Here is a 20,879-nt window from a genome sequence, read left to right as displayed (position 1 = left end):
AGGAAGTGCGTTACCCAAGCCAGTCCAGCGGATCCTCATCCGCTGTGGGGCGCAAGCCCGGCTGCTCGACGAACAGGTAGTGCCAGATCGCGAACTGCAGCAGGGAAAAAATCTCGCGGCTCGCGCCGCGGCGGGTACGCTGCCGGTGGAAAAGCTCCGGCAGCCGGGCGCTGTTGAACCACTCCGCCACTGCCATGTTGCCCGTCAGCTTCTGTTCCATGCGATCGAGGAAGCTGCCGCTCAGCCATTCGTCCACCGGCACGTGAAAGCCACGCTTGCGCTGGTAGAGATGATCGGCCGGAATGTGACGTGCTGCCCAGCGCCGCAACAGGATCTTGGTCTGCCGCCCGTCCGCCTTGAGTGCATCGGGCAAGGAGAGGCCAAATTCAACCAGACGGTGATCCAGAAAAGGCACGCGGCCTTCCAGCGCGAAGCCCATCATCATTCGGTCGGCCTTTACGAGAAGATTGTCGGGCAGTGCCGTGACCAGGTCGGTGTACTGACAGCGCTGCAGATGCGTCCAGGCCGGCGGCGTCGCCCTCCAGGCGGCGACAAAGGGGCCACGGGCGGCGCGGCGCTGTTGTCGCAGAGCGGGTCCCAGCAGGCGCCGCGACCAGCGACCCTTCCAATGACTGCGGGTGCGGAAGCCACCCGACCCGGGAGCCATGAGATTCTTGAGCATGAACACGAGAGGATGCTGCCGGTAGCGGCCGTAGCCACCGAACGCCTCGTCCCCACCCTCACCGGAAAAGACCACCTTCAGCTCATGTCCAGCCGCTTCCGACAGTGCTGACGTGGGCAGGCAGGCGTAGTCTCGCATCAACTCATCCGCTGCCCACACTGTGTGCGGAATCCGGCGGAACACAGCCGAGCGGTCGAGCCGAAATGACGTGTGACGGCTGCCGAACAGGGCTGCCATCCGTTCGGCGGCGTCCAGTTCATCGCCCATCGCGGCGTCCGTATAGCCGATCGAGAAGGTTCGGACCGGCTGTGATTGGAGCTGGGTCAGCGCGGCCAAGAGGATCGCGGAGTCATTGCCCCCGGAGAGGAACAGTCCGAAGGGTACATCGGACCGGATGTGCTCGCGCATGACCTGTCCGAACAGCGCATCGAATTCGCCTTCCGCGGTCTCTGGGTCCACATCGCGGGGCACGATGTCGAGTGGGGTCCAGTAGCGGCGGGTATGGAGCTGAAGGTCACCGTCGATCTCGATGATCTCGCCAGGCCCGACGCGATGGATGCCCGACAGGATGGTCTCGCGACCGGTGTTGAACTGGTTGTGCAGGAATTGCGACAGCGCGGGAGCATGGATACCGGGCACCCAGGGCAGCAGGGGCAGGAGTGCCTTCAGCTCGGAGGCGAAGACGAAACGATCCGGCAGGCAGGCGTAGAAAAGTGGCTTGATGCCGAGGCGATCTCGAGCCAGCACGAGTCGCTGGCGTGCATCGTCGTAAAGCGCGAAGGCGAACATGCCGTTCAGCCGCTCGACGAAGCTGAAGTGGTCCCGGGCGTAAGCGTGAAGAATGGCTTCGCAGTCGGAATGGGTCGCAAAGACGCGGCCTTGGGTCTCCAATTCCCTGCGTAGTTCCAGGTGGTTGTAGATTTCGCCGTTCGCCACGACGGCCAGTCGACCGTCGTCGGAGAGCAAGGGTTGGGCGCCGCCAGCGAGATCGATGATCGACAGTCGCGTGTGGACCATAGCGAAGGGTCCGCGCGTGAAATAGCCCTCACCATCCGGACCACGGTGGCGCAGCAGTGCCGCCGACCGATTAAGGTCAGTTGGCTCGGCCGCGCGACCGCGCCAAACGATACCCGCGATGCCGCACATGGCTACTCGGTTCCTCGTTGACCGAATTCGCGGGCGGCGCCTTGAGCCCCGCTCCGGCAGAATCGCTCAGGCGAGGGCTTCACGTGCGCGGCCCAAGCCGAAGAGGGTCGGCGGGAAGCGAGAGAGCGCCGAGGGTCTGCTGTATCACTATTGCCAAAAGGAATACGGGGATATCTCGGTAGGCAGGAACTCATTCTGCCGGTACCTCCGAAAATGTACAATCCGCAGCGTTCGTGTCGTCGTGCGTGCCGAGCGCTGATGCGCGAGTGGACTGCGCGAAGCGATAGCGGCACAGGGTCGTGGAAGTGGCAATGAGCGACGATAACGGTAACTCGAAAGCATGCTCCTCGTTAGATGAATCTTCGATCAGGGGCAGCGACCTGGTCCGGCGGATTGCGTTGCACCTCCTGAGTCGCCTGCCGTCCTCCGTCCAGTTGGATGACTTGATGCAGGCGGGGATGGTCGGCCTGCTGGAAGCGCGGCAGAGCTACCAGGCAGGCCACGGCGCAAGCTTCGAGACTTACGCGGGGATCCGCATCCGGGGCGCGATGCTGGACGAGCTGCGCCGGTATGACTGGACACCGAGGTCGGTACATCGCAAGGCGCGATCGGTTGCCGAAGCGATTCACGCAGTGGAGGCGCGAACCGGTCGCGATGCGCGTGACTGTGAGGTGGCAGCCGAACTCGGCTTGCCGCTCGCCGAATATCATGCCGTTCTCCAGGATGCTTTGGCCTGCCGGGTCCTCAGTATCGAGCAACTCGTGGACGCAGTCGGCGACAACGTGATCGAGGCTTGGGCCGATGAAGGCGCCCAGCCCATCGACAGTCTGGCCCGAACGGGCTTTGCTGCGGCCCTTGAGGCGGCAATCGCGGGGCTTCCCGATCGGGAGCGCCTGATCATCGTTCTGTATTACGAAGAGGAGCGGACCCTGCGGGAGATCGGGATCGCGCTGGGCGTTTCCGAGTCGCGTGTCTCGCAGTTGCAGGGGCAGGCGCTGCTGCGCTTGCGCGCGAGACTGGCTGGGTGGCGGGATGAGTCGCCGACGTCGGATACCGACAGCGTGGTACGACAGGGCCTCGTCCGATGAATGCTTCGCGCGGGCGCGGGAGACGGAACCGGCATGGCGCCCATAGCGCAGGTATGAGTGTGGTATATTTGGCACAATTTTCGCGAAAAATGAGAAACCCTATGTACCTGCGCATCGTGTTCGCCCTGCTGCTCGCGGCCTACTGCCAGCTGGTCTCGGCTGACAGCCCAGGAGTGACAGCGGCGCGCCAAACGGTCGACAAGCTGAATACAGCCCTCCTGGACGTGATGAAAAACGCCGACCGCTTGGGCTATCAAGGGCGGCTGAAGCGGCTCGATCCGGTCGTGCGGGACGTCTTCCAGTTCGAGGCGGTTGCGCAGATCGCGCTGGGTAGCCACTGGAAGAAGCTTGATCAGTCGCAAAAGCTGGCGTTCATGGCCAAGCTGACCGACCTTAGCGTGGCGACCTACGCGGCGCAGTTCAATGCCTATGCGGGCGAGAAATTTCAGTATGAGTCTTCGGACGAAATCAAAGCGGACCGGATCACGGTGCGCTATGTGATGGTTGTGCCGAACGACAAGCCGATCAAGTTCGAGTACATCGTCAATCACTTCAACGGTCGATGGGTCATCATCAATATCATCGTTGACGGGATCAGCGATTTGGCTCTGAAGAAGGCACAGTACACGAGCGTTATCGACCGCGAGGGTTTCGAAAAACTGCTGGAAAAACTGCAGCAGAAAATCACCGACTACGCGAAGAACAACAAGTGAGCGGGCAGCCCTGGCGCGGCCGCCCCCCGGCTTGATTCCTGATCAGTAGAGTGGTTCGCGGTAGAACAGCAGGAAGTTTCCGATAACGAACATCGCCAGGATCGCCACGAATCCCGCCACACGGCTCTCGGTGTAACCCTCGGGTGTGGCGAGCCGCAATTCCAGCCAGCGTCCGCTGGCCATGATCACCGCCAGCAGACCCATCGCTGTATGGGTCGACTGAATCAGATATTCGCTCCTGAGTTCGAATTCGGCATGGGCATGCGTCAACAGCAACACGCCGCCGAAAGCGCACAGGACCGGAAACATGAACGTGAGCTTGCGGGCGTCCGGCTTCGTGCGGGCGCGCAGTTCCATGACCCCGAGACAGAACGCCAGCAGGGTTGCGATGCGGTGTTGGAACACCTCGCCATTCCCGAAGGTACTTTCCCAGAAGCCAATGGGTCCGAGCGGCCAGGTTTCGGCATCGCTGCGGAAGAACAGGAAGACGCTGAGGCCGATGAAACCCAGCGGCCAATAGCGCGCCCAACCGAAGCCGAACAGGTAATAGAGCATCGCCACCAGACCCATCCCGGTCAGGAAGATGCCGGAGATATTGTGGTTGTAATCCGACCAGAGGGTGGCCGCGGGGGAGGGTACCTTGCCGACGACCGCGACGCGGCCGGCTTCCCCAGCCAACAACTCTTCGTGGCTCGGCGACGTCAGACGCGGCTCATGAGGCGTGAACATCTCGATCACGTCCGCCACGGGAACCGCCAGATCCGGAATGTCTACGGAGGGCGGTTGGGAGGACAGCGTGGCAGCGATGAACAGTATGCCGACGAGGATGAAGGTTTCAGCTTCGATGTAGTAGGGAACCTTCGATACGATCGCGCCGCCGGTCGCTCCCTGACGCCAGGAGCGTCCGGCGCTGTGATTGCGGTAAGCAAAGTACAACGCGATGACCAGCAGCAGTGATTTCGTCACGACCAGACTGCCGTAGCCGGTGCCGAACAGGCCATCCCACGAACCGATGTAAGTCCAGGCCAGCGGCAGGCCAGTGACCAGCAACAGAAGGACCGACAGACCGCCCAGCCAGCCAAACCGGGAGATTGCCGTAGGCCATAGCATTCGGGCCTCGCGGTCGACAGCGCCCAGGCGCCACAAGGACAGCAATTGGGCGATGCCGCCGACCCAGACGGCCCCCGCCAGCTGGTGAACCACCGTCATGGCCATCAGGGGGCTGCGGAGTTCGAAACGCCCGACGGCGTGGACCAGCCAGGCGCCACTGATCACCAGCGGGATGGCCAGGGCCAGCAGCGTATTCCAGTAGGGCCGATGAACGGGTGCAGCGCGCATGCGTCCGGTGAGCCAGACGATACCCAGGGCCAGCACGAGCCGCACCAGACCAGCCTGGAACTGAACCGTACCGGCGTAGGCAGACACTGGCAGTTCGCCGAGCGTCGCGGCCAGCACGAGGGCCTTGATGACGAGCTTGGTGCCCTGGGTGGCAGCCAGCGCAATGGCTCCGAAGCGCAGCAGTGCGATCCCGCGTTCAATGATTGCGGTCGAGGCGCGCTCCGACGGTGACCAGATGCGGAGGATCCAGATGCTCCACAGGAGGCTGCCGATGACCAGCGCATAGCTGATCAGCATCAGTCCTCCGAGGAAGTCATCCAGAAAGTTGGCGAGGCCTTGCATGTACATGATGACTTACCGTTGGTTGTTCTCGTCCTTGACGAAAAAGCGAATCACACTTTCGGTCAAATGCCCGTCGGCCGCGAAGATCTTGTACTTGATGGCATATTCCCCTTCGCTCAAGGCGGGCAGCGGGACCAGGATCTGCCCCGGCTTCTTGCCGGTTCGCGCCGTGATCGGTTGATACGCGTCGCCCTTGCTGACCAGGAAGATGCGCGACAGCGACAATTCGACGCCGGCGTTGAACTGAAGCTGCACCGTAGTCGCGTGTCCCGGCTTGACCGGTTGGGTTTGCAGCGAGGACTCGGTCACCACCGCATGGGCCTGGGCCTGTCCGGGGGCGACGAGTGCAAGTGCGCTGCTCAGCAGCAGCGGCGCGATCGCGCGCAGTCTTGGCGTCATGAGATCGTCCTTCGAAGTTGAGAGTCGGAGCGTTCAGCCTGCCTTGGCTTTCAATGCATGGCCGGTGAGGGTTTTGCCGAGGTCCCAGATGGCGCCTGGCACCTTGTGGCAGTCGGCGATCACTTGGTCCAAGGCGCCGAGGATCCAGTCCTTGTCCCGGTCGTTGATGACCAATGGAGGCAAAAACTTGACCGTATTCATGCCATGGCCGGCAACTTGGCTGAGGATGCGATGATTCTTGAACAGAGGGATCGTGATCATCTGGCTGAACAGCCCCTTGTTGGCGGTCTCAAGGAGATTCCAGGCGGCTTTCAGCGAGAAACTCTTGGGTGAGCCGAACTCGAGCGCGACCATCAGCCCCTTGCCGCGGACGGTCCGCAGCAGTTCGTAACGTTCTTGCAGCAGCACCATGCCGCTCAGCAACTCCTGTCCGATCCTCGCGGCGTTCTCGACGAGGCGCTCGTCTTCGATGACCTGCAGGGTGGCGAGACCGGCGGCCATCGCCATATTGTTCTTCGAAAAGGTCGAGCCATGAACCACGGCTCGGTCCATACGGTTGAACACCGCATCCATGATCGGCGCTGTCATCGCGACACCACCGACGGGGATGAAGCCGCCGGACAAGGCCTTGGCCATCAGGATCATGTCAGGCTCGACGCCCCAGTGTTCAATCGCCCAGAACTTCCCGGTCCGGGCGATGCCGGTCTGTATCTCGTCTGCAACGAAGAGGGCGCCGTAGCGGCGGCACAGACGCGCGGCTTCGGGCAGATAGTCGTCGGAAGGAATGTTGACGCCCTTGCCCTGAATGGGCTCCACGATGAAAGCAGCGACATCCTTCCGGCTGAGGGCCGCTTCCAGGGCCGGCAGATCATTGAAGGGCACGGCATCGCACTGCGGCAGCAGTGGGCCGAAGCCCTCACGGAACACGGCCTCGCCGTTCAGCGACAGTGCGCCCAGCGTCAAGCCGTGGAAACCATGTTCGCAATAGAGAATCTTCTCGCGCCGGGTGGTGTAACGGGCGAACTTGATGGCCGCTTCGGTTGCTTCAGCCCCGGAGTTGCAAAAGAACATCTTTTCCAACTTCGGCGGGCATAGCGCCAGAATTCGCTCGGCCAATAGTCCGCTCAGCAGTGACACGTCCATCTGCACCATGTCGGGCAACTGGCTTTGCAGCACCTCGGTCAGCGCGGCGACGACCGTGGGATGGTTGCGGCCGAGCGCGAACACGCCGAAGCCGCTGAGCAGGTCCAGATACTCCGTGCCCTCGGCATCGTACAGATAAGGGCCGCTGGCCCGGGTATAGACCCGGTCGTAACCGATGGTGCGCAGCACGCGCACCATCTGAGTGTTCAGGAATTTCTCGTGCAGTTGAAAGTTGTCGCCGTGGCGCTGTGCCAGACAGTCGGCAATTAGCGAAGACATCGAAACCTCGTCAGGGCAGGGTTGATGGGCGGGTTCAGGCTCTTCGCCGCGCCGGTTTGAGCGTCCAAGTGCTGAAGGCCGGAAGTACGATCAGGGAACAGACCAGCGACAGCAACAAGCCGATCGCCAGTAGCATGCCGATGCTGGCAGTGCCCCGGTGATGGGTGAAAGCCAGACTCACAAAACTGAATACGGTGGTCAGCGCGCCAAAGAACACCCCTTTGGCTTCACTGGTACTCAATAGGTTCCGTTCGCCTTGGCGCAAATAGTGCAGCCGATGCGCCATGTGAATGCCGTTGTCGACGCCCAGACCGAAGAGCAGGGGCAGCACGATGATGTTGGCGAAATTGAAAGGGATGCCAAGGACCACGGTCATGGCCGCCGTGAACAGCGATGCGAGCAGCAGCGGGAGCAGGACCAGCACCGTATCGCGCAGGCTGCGCAACATGATCAGGAGCAACAGGGTGATCGCGCCGAAGGCGGCCGTGAATGCTTCAGTGAACGCCTGCAGCACGGCCTCCATGGACTCCAGGTAGGTTACCGGCAGGTCGGTGACGTCCGGGTCCAGGGCCTGCGCCTCACGGATGAATGTGCGCAGGTTTTCCAGATCGGACAGGTCCTGCCGCGGATAGATCTGCAGCCGATAGAGTCCATCCTTGCTGACCCAGCGCTCCCGCAGGTCGGCCGGTAGTGTCGCCTGCTTGATCGGCTCCGCGAGCAGGCTGGTTTGCAGATTGTGTAGGGTCAAAGGGAGGTCGCCGAGCACGGCCGTCTGCAGCCGCTGCAGCAAGGCCTCGCGCGCCGGTGCGTCGAGTGGCTGCAGTGCCGTCAGGAAAGCGGCCAACGCAGTATCCAGGGCGCCGAGCGATGGGGTTGCGAGCGCAGCGTGCTGACGTTGGATCAAGGCGCGAAAGGTTTCCAGCGAGTCAAGTCGGGCAGGCGCGCTGCGTGGCGTGTCGGGGAAGTGCTGCAACTGTGGACCGAGCAGCAGCGACAATTCCTCGATGATGGCAAGCTTCTCGTCCTGTGAGTCGGGTATCAGGCTGAGGACGGAAAACACATGGTCGACGCTCGGAAGCGCCTCGAAACGCGCGGTCTTGTCGCGGACCTCGGCTTCGCTCGTGGCGAAGGCTGCCAGGGTCATCGGCGAGGTGTCCTTTGACTTCAATAGGTACTGGAAAGTCTGGACCGATTCCGAGTTCGGATCCCTGAGGTTGATCGGGTTGAAGTCGACCCGGACCCGCGTCAGCAACACCAGCGCGATCACGGTCAGGACGATCGTGATCCAGCGTATCGACGCCGCGTTCTGGATCGGCCAGTCGGCCAGCATGAAACCGGCTCGTTCCGTGTGCCCTGCAGCGCGGATACCGGGCTTTGGCGGCATCAGCTTGATCAGCGCCGGGAGGACGGTGAACGTTGTCCCGAGCGCGATGAACATGCTGGTGCCCGAGATCATGCCGAGTTCCGCAACGCCCACATAGCTGGTCGGTATGAAGGCGTAGAGACCGATTGCGGCCGTCATCGTGCAGAGCACCAGGGAGCCTCCGGTCGACAGAAAAGTGTTCCGCAGGGCTGCCGAGACCGGCAGGCCACGCAACATCAGCTCGCGGTAGCGCAGGCAGAAGTGAGAGGAATAGGCATCGCCCATGCCGATGAACAGGACGGCGAAAGCGATGGAGATCATGTTCAGCTGACCGATGGCGGCGGCCGCGAAACCCAGCGACAGGATCAGGCCCATGGTCAGCGAAATCATCGTCGCCAGCATCAGCTTGAAGGAGCGAAAGGCAATCCAAAGCGTCAGACAGACCAGCAGCAGCGACCCGGCGCCGGCAGCGATCATGTCCATGCCGATGGTCGCCATTTCCTCGTATTCGAGCATTACCTCACCGGTCAGACGCACCCGGATGTCAGTCGCTAGAGTCTGTTTGGCCTCCCCGATCGCCGCTGTGATCGCCTGATACGACTGCTCGGCCGGCATCATGCGGTTGTAGTCCAGTACCGGCGTGACGAAGACGAGTCGCTTCGTCAAACCCAGGCCTTCCTGATCCTTCATCATCAGTTGCTGCCAGGACAACCGGTAGGGGCGGTTCTGTTCAGTGGCCCGCAAGGCGTCCGTGAGGCGGCCGACGATGGGATCGAGATCGAGGTCGAGGTCCTGGTCCTTATGCGTCAGGGCATCGCCGATGATCGAGAACAAACCGTCCAGACTGAAGTCCTCGGACAGTCGCCCGATGAAGGGTTGCGCGGTCGCCAGTTCGTTGGAGAGCGCCTCAAGTTTGGGCAGGTCCAGATAAAGCAACCCGTTGCGGGCGAAGAACTCGCCTTCGTCGGGGATGTAAACGGACTTGATGAAGTCGCGCCGGGTGCGCAATGTGGTCGCGAGTTCTTTCACGGCCGACGCGGTCTGCTCTGGTGTGGCCGCTTCCACGACCATCAGAAAGGTGCTGATGTCTTGCGGAAATTCCCGCTCCAGGCGCAAGCGATTCTTCTGAAACGGCAGGTCGGCCGAAAGCATTTCCGCCGTGTTCGCATTGACGCTCAGGTTCTCCATCGCATAGCGCAGCGTCCACGCAGTGCCGACGACAAACGCGAGCACGACGAGCAGCGGATAACGGAGAACATGCCCTTCCCACCAGTTGATCAGGCGTACGGCAGGACGGTGGGCGTTGGTACTCATCTCAGGAAACAAAAAAAAAGTAATGCGGCCGGCGCGAAGTCAGGGCTGGCCGAGTCCCAGGCCTGCCTGCGTCCTGACTACAGAGAGCGTCTGCATAGCGCGACGAAAGGCGCGTCCGAGTCTCAGCAGCGGGGCGATCTCAGTGGGGGTCCAGAGCAGTTGCAGCAATAGACGGTTGACGATCAACTCGCCGTCGCTATCGAGCGCCGCCTGTGCGGCGCGGGGAAGGGTCACCGCTGCCGCGTCGACGATCGACCGTATGGCTAGACAGGGCAAGCCATATTTTTCGGCCGTCCGCGTTACGGCACCCGACTCCATGTCCGTTGCGATGGCACCGGATGTCGCGTGCAGACTGCGTTTCGCTGCGGAAGAAACCACGATACCGACGCTTTCCGTCATCGACTCCGTGCGGATCGGGGTTGTCGGCTGCAGTCGTGTCAACAGCCGCTCATGCCACGGACCGGCCAGATGAGCTGTAGTACCGTCGGCAAAAATCAGTTCCCGCGGGATGACCAGGTCTCCGGGTAACAGCTCATCGCTCAGGGCCCCTGCGCAGCCCCAGGAGACGAGGCGGCGGGCGCCTTGAGCGACCAGCGTTTCAGCGGCGGCGGTGGCATTGGCTGCGCCGGCGCCGGCCACCGCAACGCGGTGCCTCCTGTCCAGTGACAGGATGTCACCGCGACGGGCAGGCTCGGACGTCAGCGTGCGACACTCGGGCGGCAGCGCGACGACGTAACCTATGGCCTCCGCATCATCCACGAGTCTCGTTCCGATACCGGGCCAGGGCCCAAAGCGGGAAGAACTTGTCGTATCCGTGATACTTCAGGTAGAAAACTTTCGGGAATCCCGGCGCCGTGAAGCAGCCATCGGCCCAGAATCCGTCCGCTTGCTGCTGGCGCAGCAGGAAATCCACGCCGGCGCGAACTTCGTCCGAATCTGCCTCGCCGGCCGCCATCAGGGCGATCAGCGCGAGACCGGTCTGGAACGCCGTGCTGGTATGGAAGCGCCCACTGAGGCGGGTGTCGTGGTAGCTGTAGTTGTCTTCGCCCCAGCCGCCGTCCTCGCGCTGCACGCTTTTTAGCCAGGCGACGGCCTTACGGACGCTGGGGTCGTCCTTCGGAATACCGGCCTTTTCGTAGCCGAGCAGGACCGACCAGGTGCCGTAAATGTAGTTCGTACCCCAACGCCCGAACCAGGACCCATCGGGTTCCTGCTCCCGGCGCAGGTATTCGATACAGGCGTCGACGACAGGGCGGACTTCCGGCCGCTGTTCGAGCGTATTCGCCAGAAACATCGCACACCGGCCGCTGACATCCGCGGTTGGCGGATCGAGCAGGGCCCCGTGATCGGCGAAGGGTATGTGGTTCAGGTAATAGTGGGTATTGTCGGCGTCGAAGGCGCCGAATCCGCCGTTCTTCGACTGCATGCCGGCGATCCAGGTCGTGGCCAGTTCGAGCGTGCGGTCGAACTGCGGATCCTCGGCCTGCAACATGGCCTGGGCCACCACGGCGCTGTCATCGACGTCCGGATAGTATGGGTTTTCGTACTGGAAGGCCCAGCCGCCGCCCTCAAGTCCCGGCCGGTTCACGCGCCAGTCACCCGGTGCGTCCGTGACCTGCTTGCTGGCCAGCCATTGCAGGCCGCGGGTCAATGCCGCCGATGTTTCGGCGTCGGGATCCAGCCGATTGGCTTCCTGCAGGGCTAGCGAGGTGAGCGCGGTATCCCAGACCGGCGATACGCAGGGTTGACAATAGGCCCTGTCCCCATCGATGACCAACAGGCGCTCCAGGGCCTCCTTCGCGAGACGGCGACGCTCGTCCTCGGGAGGGACGCCGAGGTAGTCCAGGGCCTCGTAGGCGTTGACCATCGCCGGGAAAATCGCACCGAGGCCATCGACACCGTTCAGGCGTTCCGAAAACCAGTCCAGCGCCTTCTGCGTTGCGCGCTGACGCATGGAGCGGGGAATGAGCGGTTCCAGGCTTCGTCCGAAACGTTCCAGTGCGAGGATGGCTTTCCCCAGCGGCGTTTTCACATGGGAGAAATAGTTGCGCTCCTCGTTGGGATCGACGGTGAAGAGTTCACGCACATGGACGCCATTTGGATTGCGCGCCTTGACCTTGTAGCTGCAGAGAATGAACAGCGGCACCATGACGGTTCGCGACCAGTAGGACACTTTGTCCAGATGGAAGGGAAACCATTTTGGCAGCAACATGATTTCGACCGGGATGAACGGGACGCCGCGCCAGGGAATCTGCTCGAACATGGCGAGCATGATGCGAGTGAACACGTTCGCCCGGGCCGCGCCGCCCTGTTCCAGAATCCAGCCCCGGGCCTTGACCATGTGCGGCGCATCGATCGAGTCCCCGGCGCATTTCAGCGCGTAGTAGACTTTTACGGTGCAACTGATGTCGCCGGGCCCGCCGGTGAACAGCGGGTAACTCCCGTCCTCCTGTTGCCGGCCGCGCAGGAAATTGGCGATCTTTGCCTGCAACCCGACATCGATCTCATCCATGTAATGCATCATCAGGATGTATTCGGACGGGATCGTGCAATCCGCTTCAAGTTCGAAGACCCAGAAACCGTCTTTGTGCTGCATCTGTAACAGCGCATCGCGGGCCTCGCGGACCGAACGGTCGAGAGGGGATTCCGAGGATGCGGCCGTTGCGGCGAAGTCGCTGTCGAAGGTGTCTATGGCGTCTTTGAACATAGGTCGTCCTGCCCCCGTGACGGGTTAAATGCGTGAAGTATCGGTGGTGTCCGGGGTGGGGGAGTGCACCTTGCCGGCGCGCGGCAACCCCAATCCGGCCAAATAGAAAACGCCCCGCAACAGGCTGTCGTGGCTGCGAGTCAGGCGGGAAGTCGCAATCGTGGTCTTCACCGCGCGTCGGGTAATCTTGACCTCGGAAGAGCGGGAAAAACGAAGGTTCCGGTGGATCTTGCGCAGGGTCAACACGGCCATGCCGAGGGCCCACAGGCAAAATTCGCGTATTCCGGTTTCGTGGGCCGGGATCAGCAGGGTGTACTGCAGCGCATTCTTGAGGTGTCCGTGCGCGACCCCGATCAATTGGCTGAATCCCGCGCGGAACGCATCGCTATCGTGGGATGACGCCAGTTCGCACAAGTCGAAACCGCTTTGTTCGAACACGTCTCGCGGCAGCCAGCAGACACCACGCGACTGATCATCCCACAGGTCCTTCAGAATGTTCGTCATTTGCAGACCCTGGCCGAAGGACACCGCGAGCCCTAGCATGTCATCCCGGTGGCGCGCGATTTCGGGCGAATACAGGCAGAACAGTTTCGTCAGCATTTCGCCAACCACGCCCGCCACGTAGTAGCAGTAGAGCCCCATTTCTTCGAGCGTTGCCAAGCCGCAGCTCAGGTCGCGATCCTGGAAGGCAGCCATGCCGCCCGCCATGGTGGCCACGCAGGTGGCCAAGGCAGCCCGCTGCTCCGGCTCGAAGGAATGCGTGATGGCAATGACGCGGGGCATGACGGCAATCAGCGCATGCTCGGCGGGCAAGGTGTTCTCTGACAGACGGGGTGAGAGTGCGGTTGTAAGACCTTGCGCATCCTCGGACCCATCGACGACGCGGGCGAACCGCTCACAGAAAACCCGCTTTTCGGCGCCATCGAGCGCGACCTCGTCTTCAATCGTGTCAACGATCCGGCAGAGGAGGTACGCGTTGGAAACTGGACGTGCGAGTTCGGGCGGCAGTTGCGGGATCGTGAGAGCGAAGGTGCGGGAAACGCCCTCGAGCAATCGGGCTTGCAATGCATCGTCATCGAGCGTGGCGAGCGCCAGGTGAGCGTCGCCGGTCCAGCTTTCGCACCTTTTCGCGACAGGTCCGCCGTTAGACTGGACTGCGGTGCCGTGGGCCTTCAGGGTCATAAACTCCGGAAAATTGTGATATTTTTACCAAATTGCTACAGCGCGTCAACGCTGTTGCATAATGACAAAATATTTGCCTAAAACGCAACTGTCGACTATGATGGCCTAGAGTTAGAGTGTAATCAAGTAAATATCGGACGCGGAGCTAATCCGGAGCGCACTCGTCAGGAATTGACCGATCAGGTATAGTGCGCAGTCAAGTCCGGACCGTCCTTGATTAGCTTGGATGTCGTAAGAAAACCACAGGAGAGGCGACCATGAGCGTACCTTTGCGGCAACAGTTTACGGTAGCGAAATATCTGCTGAAGCAGAAACTGCAGGGCGTGAAACGCTACCCGTTGGTCCTGATGCTTGAGCCTCTGTTTCGCTGCAACCTGGCCTGCGCCGGCTGCGGGAAAATCGATTACCCGGATGAGATCCTGAATCGCCGGCTGAGCATTGACGAGTGTTTGCAGGCAGTGGACGAATGCGGGGCGCCAATCGTCTCCATCGCCGGCGGAGAGCCGTTGCTGCACAAGGAGTTGCCCGAGATCGTCGAGGGCATCATCGCGCGCGGTAAATATGTTTATCTGTGCACCAACGCGCTGCTGCTCAAGAAGCGGATCAACGATTATAAACCATCTCCGTTCCTCACGTTCTCCATACACCTGGACGGAAACAAGGAGCGGCATGATGCGTCCGTCTGCCAGCAAGGCGTGTTCGACCGCGCGGTCGAGGCGATCGAAATGGCGATGGCGAAAGGCTTTCGTGTGACCGTGAATTGCACGCTGTTTCAGGGTGAAGGCGCGGAAGAGGTCGCCGAGTTTCTGGATCACACGAAACGCCTGGGTGTCGAGGGCGTGACGATTGCTCCGGGATTCAGCTACGAGCACGCGCCGCAGCAGGACATCTTCATCAAGATGCAGGAGAGCAAGAATCTGTTCCGCAACCTTTTCAAGATCGGGCGCGGACGCAAATGGAAGCTGAATCACTCCAGCCTCTATCTCGACTTCCTCGCCGGCAACCAGTCGTACAACTGCACACCATGGGGTAACCCGACGCGGAATGTGTTCGGCTGGCAGAAGCCCTGTTACCTGCTGGTCGATGAGGGGTACGCGCCGAGCTACAAAGCGTTGATCGAAGACACGCCGTGGCACAAGTACGGGAACTCGAAGAACCCGAAGTGCGCGAACTGCATGGCGCACTGTGGCTATGAGGCCACAGCCGTAGAGGATGCGATGCGCAAGCCCTGGAAGGCAGCCTGGGTGTCCTTGATGGGGCCGCGGACCTCCGGACCACTGGCGCCTGAAGCGGTTCCGGAATATGAGTCCGATGTCCAACCCGTGACGGCTTCAGCAAGGCCGTCAATCCGCATTCAAGCGGTCGACTGAGGCCCGAAGAAAAAACCCTTCAGGGGCTGCTGATCGGGATCAAGGGCGGGGCAGGCCATCACGACCGGTCTGCCCCGCCTTTTGTTGTTCCGACGCCTATTTTCCAAAGCGCGGAGACTCGGCGGCTGCGGCCGCGCGGCTATGGCCGAGATACCGGACCCAGAAAAATGGCGGCGTCAGTAAGCCAGCAGTGAATGAACCGGGTAATCGTCGAGCACTTGCCGGCCGCCCAGGCCTTCGAGTTCGATCACGAACGCGCAGCCGACGACCTCGGCATTGAGTTGCCGGATCAGGTCACAGCTCGCTCTGGCGGTCCCGCCTGTTGCGAGCAGGTCATCCACCAGCAACACGCGGTCACGATCCCCCACGGCGTCGGTATGCACTTCCAGCGATGCCGACCCATATTCCAGATCATAAGAGACTGACTCGACGTCATAGGGCAGTTTTCCCGGTTTGCGCAGCGGCACGAAGCCGACACCCAGTTCCCACGCTGCCAGGGATCCGAAGATAAACCCCCGCGCTTCCATGCCGCCGACGGCAGTGATGTCCTGATCGCGAAAGGGCTGAACCAAATGATGAACCGCTAGCCGCAATGCGGCGGGATCCCTGACCAGTGGCGTGATGTCGCGGAAAACGATCCCCGGCTTCGGGAAGTCGGGAATCGCGCGGATTCTTTCGCGCAGGCGGTGCACGCCTACTTGCTCTTCGATCGGGCCAAGACGGGAGGCTTGAGTTTGGCCGTTGCCTCGAGATAGCGGCGGACCGATTGTTCGATGCCGGCCGCATCGAGGCCGCTTTCGGACAGCAATTCCTCGCGGCTCGCGTGTTCAAGGAAGACATCGCTGAGGCCGAGGTGGACCACCGGAATCAGACAATGATGTCGACTCAGGGCTTCGCTGACGGCAGCACCCGCACCGCCGGCGATTGCATTTTCTTCGACCGTAACCAGTACGTCATGGGTGCGGGCCATCTCGAGGATCAGCGCCTCGTCGAGCGGCTTCACGAAGCGCATATTCACGACCGTCGCATCCAGGGCCTCCCCGGCTTGCAAAGCCGGCTCGACCATCGTTCCGAAGGCCAGCAGCGCCAGGGTCGATCCGTGGCGCTTGATTTCGGCCTTGCCAATCGGCAGGGCTGCCATTTCGGCGACGGGCGCGACGCCCGGTCCCTTGCCACGCGGATACCGGACGGCGGCAGGGCCATCATGCCGGAATCCCGTGTAGAGCATCTGCCGGCATTCATTCTCGTCGGCCGGTGCCATGATGAGCATGTTCGGGATGCAGCGCAGATAGCTCAGGTCAAAGCTGCCGGCGTGGGTCGGACCGTCCGGTCCGACCAAACCGGCGCGATCGATGGCGAACAACACCGGCAGATTCTGTAGCGCGACGTCGTGAATCAACTGGTCGTAGGCGCGTTGCAGGAACGTTGAGTAGATTGCCACAACGGGCTTGTAGCCCTCGCAGGCCTGCCCACCGGCGAGTGTAACGGCATGCTGCTCGGCGATACCGACGTCGAAGTACCGGTCAGGGAAGCGCTTGGAGAATTCCACGAGGCCGGAACCTTCGCGCATTGCGGGCGTGATGCCGAGCAGTCGAGGATCCTGTTCGGCCATGTCGCAAAGCCACTGTCCGAAGATCTCGGTGTAGGTGGGCGATCCGGGTTTGGACTTGGGCAGATGGTCCTGCGTCGGATCGAATTTTCCGACGGCGTGATAGGCTACGGGGTCGGCTTCGGCGGGCGCATAGCCCTTGCCTTTTTGCGTCACGACGTGCAGGAAACGGGGCCCTGGCAGTTCACGAAGATTGCGCAGGGTCGTGACGAGCGTGTCGATATCGTGGCCGTCGATAGGGCCGATGTAGTTGAACCCGAGTTCCTCGAACAGCGTCCCGGGGATTACCATGCCCTTCATGTGCTCCTCGGCCCGCCGGGCCAGTTCCCACACGCTCGGCATGTGCCGTCGCAGCAACTGGCGGCTGCCTTCGCGGACCGTCGTGTATAACTTGCCCGACAACAGTTTCGCGAGATAGTTGTTCAGCGCGCCGACATTCGGCGAGATCGACATCTCGTTGTCGTTGAGTATCACCAACAGGTTCGCGTCCAGCACGCCCGCATGGTTCAGGGCCTCGAATGCCATGCCGCCGGTCAGCCCCCCATCGCCGATGATCGCCACCGCATGGTTGTTGCGGTGGTCCAGGCCGGCAGCAATCGCCATGCCGAGCGCAGCGCTGATCGAGGTGCTGGAGTGACCGACCCCGAAACAGTCGAACTCGCATTCATCGCGATTGGGGAAGGCAGACAACCCATCCTTGCGGCGGATCGTCGAAATGCGGTCGCGACGACCGGTCAGAATCTTGTGCGGATAGGCCTGATGTCCGACATCCCAGACGACCTTGTCCTGCGGGGTGTCGAAGACGTAATGCAAGGCGACGGTCAGTTCGATCGTGCCCAGTCCCGCCGCGAAATGTCCGCCTGACTGACTCACCGTCTCGAGCAGAAACGCGCGCAACTCCTCGGTCAGTTGGGGAAGCTGATCTTCACTCAGGCGGCGCAGATCCAGAGGGCTGTCGATGCTCTGCAGCAGTGGATAGGCGTGAGAGTCGGTCATGGGTGCTGTGTTCCAGTGTTGACTGAGGTGCGCCGTTCGGATGGATCCGGCAGGCACTCAGGGCGGGCGTCTCTGGCCCGCATTATGTTACGACGGATGGTCCCTTTCAAGGCGCGGAGCCCCGCCCTGTCCGGGTGATACCCGCCGGCATTGGCATCAGTTTCGGCGTTCGATAACGAACTGCGCCAGGGCTCGCAACACGCTTCCGCGCTCACCCAGAGGTGACAGGCTGTCCACCGCTTCCTCGTAGAGCTCGCGAGCCTTCTGCCGCGCGCCCGAAAGGCCCAGCAGCGCCGGATAGTTCGGCTTGTTGTGGTCGCGGTCCTTGCCCTGCGTCTTGCCCAGCGTCTGGGTGTCACTCTCCTCGTCCAGGATATCGTCCTGTATCTGAAAGGCGAGGCCGATCGACTTGGCATAGTGGTCCAGCCGGTCGCTGGTTTCGTCCGGCAGATCCGGGTGAGCGAGGCACGCCAGTTTGACGCTGGCCCGGATCAGCGCTCCGGTCTTCCGGATGTGCATGTTCTCGAGTTCAACGATGTCCAGCGTCTTGCCGACGGCATCGAGATCGATGGCCTGTCCCCCGACCATGCCGAAGGAGCCGCTGGCCAGTGCCAGTGCCTCGATCATGGAAAGGCGCGCGGCCGCCGGAACCTTCAGTGTCGGATCGTCGGCGAGAACCTGAAACGCCAGCGTCTGCAGGCCGTCGCCGGCCAGGATCGCGGTCGCCTCGTCGTAGGCTTTGTGGCAAGTGGGTTTCCCGCGCCGCAGATCGTCATCGTCCATCGCGGGCAGATCGTCGTGGATCAGCGAATAGACATGGATGAGTTCGACCGCGCAGGCCGGCGCATCCAGCACCTCGAAAGGAAGTTCCAGGGCTCGGCCGGTGGCATAGGTCAGCAGGGGGCGCAGCCGCTTGCCGCCCCCGAGGACGGAGTAGCGCATGGCCTGATGCAGGCGCTCCGGGGGCTTCGAGACCGGCGGCAGGCGTGCGTCCAGAGCGGCTTCCGCCCGTTCCTGGCATAGGAGCATGAACGCGTTGAGGTTCGATTCGGCAGTCATCGGATAGGGCGATAAGAGGGAGTTACAAGAGATCGGGTGCTAACCAGCCGGCCGGTGCCATCAGTCGTCGCGCAAGCCGAACGGGTGCTCGCGCCGTCCGGCCGGGGCGCGTTGACGCTGGTGGCCATTCGGTTCGTCTTTTTTCCAACAGATTATCGCAGAGTTTGCAACTTGATTAAAATGACGGATTGAAATCCTCTTCCCTTCCCCGAGCCCATAGCCCCATAGCCCCGGAGTCCCCTTAGCCGCGATGAGCCAGGCCTACGATGCATCAGCGATAGAAGTCCTTAGCGGTCTCGACCCGGTGCGGCGACGACCGGGCATGTACACCGACACGACGCGCCCGAACCATCTCGTGCAGGAGGTCGTCGACAACAGCGTCGACGAGGCGCTGGCCGGGTTCGCGACGCGTATCGAGGTTCGTCTGTTCGACGACGGGGGCATCGAGGTACGCGACGACGGCCGCGGCATGCCGGTGGATACACACCCGGAACTGGGCGTCTCGGGGGTCGAAGTCATCCTGACGCGCCTGCATGCCGGGGGGAAATTCTCACACAAGACCTACCGCTTCTCCGGCGGCCTCCACGGCGTGGGCGTTTCGGTCGTCAACGCCTTATCGCGGCAACTCGAGGTGGAGATCCGCCGCGGCGGCAAGGTTTACGGTATGCGCTACGCGAGTGGCGACAAGCTCAGCGAACTGCAGGAAATCGGCACGGCCGGAAAAAGGGAAAGTGGCACGATCATCCGCTTCTGGCCGGACCCCAGCTATTTCGACTCCGCCCGGGTGTCCAGGGCGCGGCTCATCCATCTGCTGCGGGCCAAGGCGGTCCTCTGTCCCGGCCTGGCGATCCGCCTGATCGATGACGAAAAGGCGACCGATGAAACCTGGTGTTACGAGAATGGCTTGACGCAATACCTGCACGATCAGATCGACGCGGCCGAGTGCGTACCCGAGGAGGCCTTTCGCGGCTCGATGGAAGGGCGTCGGGAGGCCGCCGACTGGGCCTTGCTGTGGTCGCGTGATGCGGCCGTGCAGGTGGCCGAGAGTTACGTGAACCTGGTGCCGACGCCGCAAGGGGGGACCCATGTCAATGGTCTCAGGACGGGGCTCACCGAAGCGCTGCGCGAGTTTTGCGAATACCGCAACCTGCTGCCGCGAGGGCTTCGGCTCGCACCGGAGGACGTCTGGGAGTGCGTGCACTACGTCCTGTCGGTCAAGCTCGAAGAGCCGCAGTTCTCCGGACAGACGAAGGAACGGCTCAGTTCACGCGAATGCGCGGCTTTCGTATCGGGGGTCGTCAAGGATTCCTTCACTCTCTGGCTGAACGAACATCCGGCGGTCGGCGAGCAGATTGCCACGCTGGCCGTGGAAAGCGCGCAGCGGCGGCTGCGCGCGAGCCGGCAGGTGACGCGCAAGAAGATCAGCAGCGGTCCGGCTCTGCCCGGCAAGTTGGCCGATTGCGCGGCCCAGGACGGCGCGCGGACCGAACTGTTTCTGGTGGAGGGCGACTCCGCAGGCGGCTCCGCGAAGCAGGCGCGCGACAAGGATTTCCAAGCGATCATGCCACTGCGCGGCAAAATCCTGAACACTTGGGAAGTGGGATCGGAAGAGATCCTGGCCTCGCAGGAGGTGCATGACATCAGCGTCGCGCTGGGCGTCGACCCGAATTCCAGCGAACTCGCCGGCTTGCGCTACGGGAAGGTCTGCATCCTGGCCGATGCGGATTCCGACGGCAACCATATCGCCACCTTGCTCTGTGCATTGTTCGTGCGGCATTTCCGCGCCCTCGTCGAGGCGGGGCACGTCTTTGTTGCGATGCCCCCCTTGTACCGCATCGATATCGGCAAGCAGGTCTACTATGCGCTGGACGAGGGTGAGAAGCAGGGGGTCCTCGATCGCATCGAGGCCGAAAAGATCAAGGGCAAGGTCAACGTGCAGCGGTTCAAGGGGCTAGGTGAGATGAATCCCTCCCAGCTGCGCGAGACGACGCTGAATCCCGATACGCGGCGTCTGGTGCAGATGACGCTCGAGGACCGCCAGGCCACCGATCAGCGGCTGGATCTGCTGCTGGCCAAGAAGCGTTCCGCCGACCGGCGGGTTTGGCTGGAGGAAAAGGGTAACCTGGCCGAGGTCTGAGCGCGCCGTTCT

General features: G+C 62.1%; 15 protein-coding genes. 4 read left to right on the top strand and 11 right to left on the bottom strand.

Going from position 1 to position 20,879, the window contains the following annotated elements:
• Nucleotides 1–10 precede the first annotated feature (10 nt).
• Entirely contained in the window at nt 11–1,828 is a 1,818-nt protein-coding gene (gene asnB / locus BWR02_RS14535) for an asparagine synthase (glutamine-hydrolyzing) (protein WP_139558659.1), read from the bottom strand.
• 311 nt (nt 1,829–2,139) lie between these two features.
• Between asnB and BWR02_RS14530 the strand changes: the two genes are divergently transcribed.
• Together BWR02_RS14530 and hpnM are read left to right on the top strand one after the other, a co-directional pair.
• Nucleotides 2,140–2,916, top strand: coding sequence for an RNA polymerase sigma factor FliA (locus tag BWR02_RS14530; RefSeq protein ID WP_139558658.1), 777 nt, complete (start codon nt 2,140–2,142; stop codon nt 2,914–2,916).
• A complete protein-coding gene (gene hpnM / locus BWR02_RS14525) occupies nt 2,913–3,629 on the top strand; it encodes a hopanoid biosynthesis-associated membrane protein HpnM (RefSeq protein WP_236102266.1) in 717 nt (238 codons plus the stop codon). The genes BWR02_RS14530 and hpnM overlap by 4 nt, the downstream gene beginning before the upstream one ends.
• A 42-nt stretch (nt 3,630–3,671) precedes the next feature.
• On the opposite strand, the gene BWR02_RS14520 is transcribed toward hpnM, so the two are convergent.
• Genes BWR02_RS14520 through BWR02_RS14490 form a run of 7 tightly spaced genes read right to left on the bottom strand, consistent with a single transcriptional unit; the run spans nt 3,672 to nt 13,696 of the window.
• Nucleotides 3,672–5,315 carry a CopD family protein gene (locus BWR02_RS14520; protein ID WP_139558657.1) on the bottom strand — a complete coding sequence of 548 codons (1,644 nt, stop codon included), beginning with the start codon at nt 5,313–5,315 and terminating at the stop codon, nt 3,672–3,674.
• A 6-nt stretch (nt 5,316–5,321) separates the two neighbouring features.
• Nucleotides 5,322–5,708: a copper resistance CopC family protein gene (locus BWR02_RS14515; RefSeq protein ID WP_139558656.1), complete on the bottom strand. Its 387-nt coding sequence runs from the start codon at nt 5,706–5,708 to the stop codon at nt 5,322–5,324.
• Between the two features lie 33 nt (nt 5,709–5,741).
• Nucleotides 5,742–7,130, bottom strand: a complete 1,389-nt coding sequence (locus BWR02_RS14510) for an aspartate aminotransferase family protein (protein ID WP_139558655.1) — start codon at nt 7,128–7,130, stop codon at nt 5,742–5,744.
• Nucleotides 7,131–7,164: 34 nt separating this feature from the next.
• Nucleotides 7,165–9,807: an MMPL family transporter gene (locus BWR02_RS14505; RefSeq protein ID WP_139558654.1), complete on the bottom strand. Its 2,643-nt coding sequence runs from the start codon at nt 9,805–9,807 to the stop codon at nt 7,165–7,167.
• A 39-nt stretch (nt 9,808–9,846) separates the two neighbouring features.
• Nucleotides 9,847–10,566, bottom strand: a complete 720-nt coding sequence (locus BWR02_RS14500; protein ID WP_162560172.1) for a phosphorylase family protein — start codon at nt 10,564–10,566, stop codon at nt 9,847–9,849.
• Nucleotides 10,559–12,514 (bottom strand): squalene--hopene cyclase, encoded by a 1,956-nt coding sequence (gene shc, locus BWR02_RS14495; protein WP_139558652.1) that lies wholly within the window; start codon nt 12,512–12,514, stop codon nt 10,559–10,561. The genes BWR02_RS14500 and shc overlap by 8 nt, the downstream gene beginning before the upstream one ends.
• Before the next feature lie 24 nt (nt 12,515–12,538).
• Nucleotides 12,539–13,696 (bottom strand): phytoene/squalene synthase family protein, encoded by a 1,158-nt coding sequence (locus BWR02_RS14490; protein ID WP_139558651.1) that lies wholly within the window; start codon nt 13,694–13,696, stop codon nt 12,539–12,541.
• Between the two features lie 257 nt (nt 13,697–13,953).
• Here BWR02_RS14490 and hpnH point away from each other — a divergent pair, with 257 nt between their 5' ends.
• Nucleotides 13,954–15,066, top strand: a complete 1,113-nt coding sequence (gene hpnH, locus BWR02_RS14485; RefSeq protein ID WP_129884602.1) for an adenosyl-hopene transferase HpnH — start codon at nt 13,954–13,956, stop codon at nt 15,064–15,066.
• A gap of 176 nt (nt 15,067–15,242) precedes the next feature.
• Here hpnH and BWR02_RS14480 read toward each other — a convergent pair whose 3' ends face one another.
• The 3 genes from BWR02_RS14480 to ispA form a co-directional block, all read right to left on the bottom strand.
• On the bottom strand, nt 15,243–15,758 hold the full coding sequence (locus BWR02_RS14480; RefSeq protein ID WP_139558650.1) for an adenine phosphoribosyltransferase: 516 nt from the start codon (nt 15,756–15,758) through the stop codon (nt 15,243–15,245).
• A 2-nt stretch (nt 15,759–15,760) separates the two neighbouring features.
• On the bottom strand, nt 15,761–17,671 hold the full coding sequence (dxs, locus tag BWR02_RS14475; protein WP_139558649.1) for a 1-deoxy-D-xylulose-5-phosphate synthase: 1,911 nt from the start codon (nt 17,669–17,671) through the stop codon (nt 15,761–15,763).
• Between the two features lie 156 nt (nt 17,672–17,827).
• Nucleotides 17,828–18,730, bottom strand: coding sequence for a (2E,6E)-farnesyl diphosphate synthase (ispA, locus tag BWR02_RS14470; RefSeq protein WP_139558648.1), 903 nt, complete (start codon nt 18,728–18,730; stop codon nt 17,828–17,830).
• A 250-nt stretch (nt 18,731–18,980) separates the two neighbouring features.
• Between ispA and parE the strand changes: the two genes are divergently transcribed.
• A complete protein-coding gene (gene parE, locus BWR02_RS14465; RefSeq protein ID WP_139558647.1) occupies nt 18,981–20,867 on the top strand; it encodes a DNA topoisomerase IV subunit B in 1,887 nt (628 codons plus the stop codon).
• Nucleotides 20,868–20,879 lie beyond the last annotated feature (12 nt).

Origin of the sequence: Methylotetracoccus oryzae (assembly GCF_006175985.1) — a bacterium.
Classification (GTDB): Bacteria; Pseudomonadota; Gammaproteobacteria; order Methylococcales; family Methylococcaceae; genus Methylotetracoccus; species Methylotetracoccus oryzae.
This window is presented reverse-complemented; position numbering and strand designations above follow the sequence as displayed.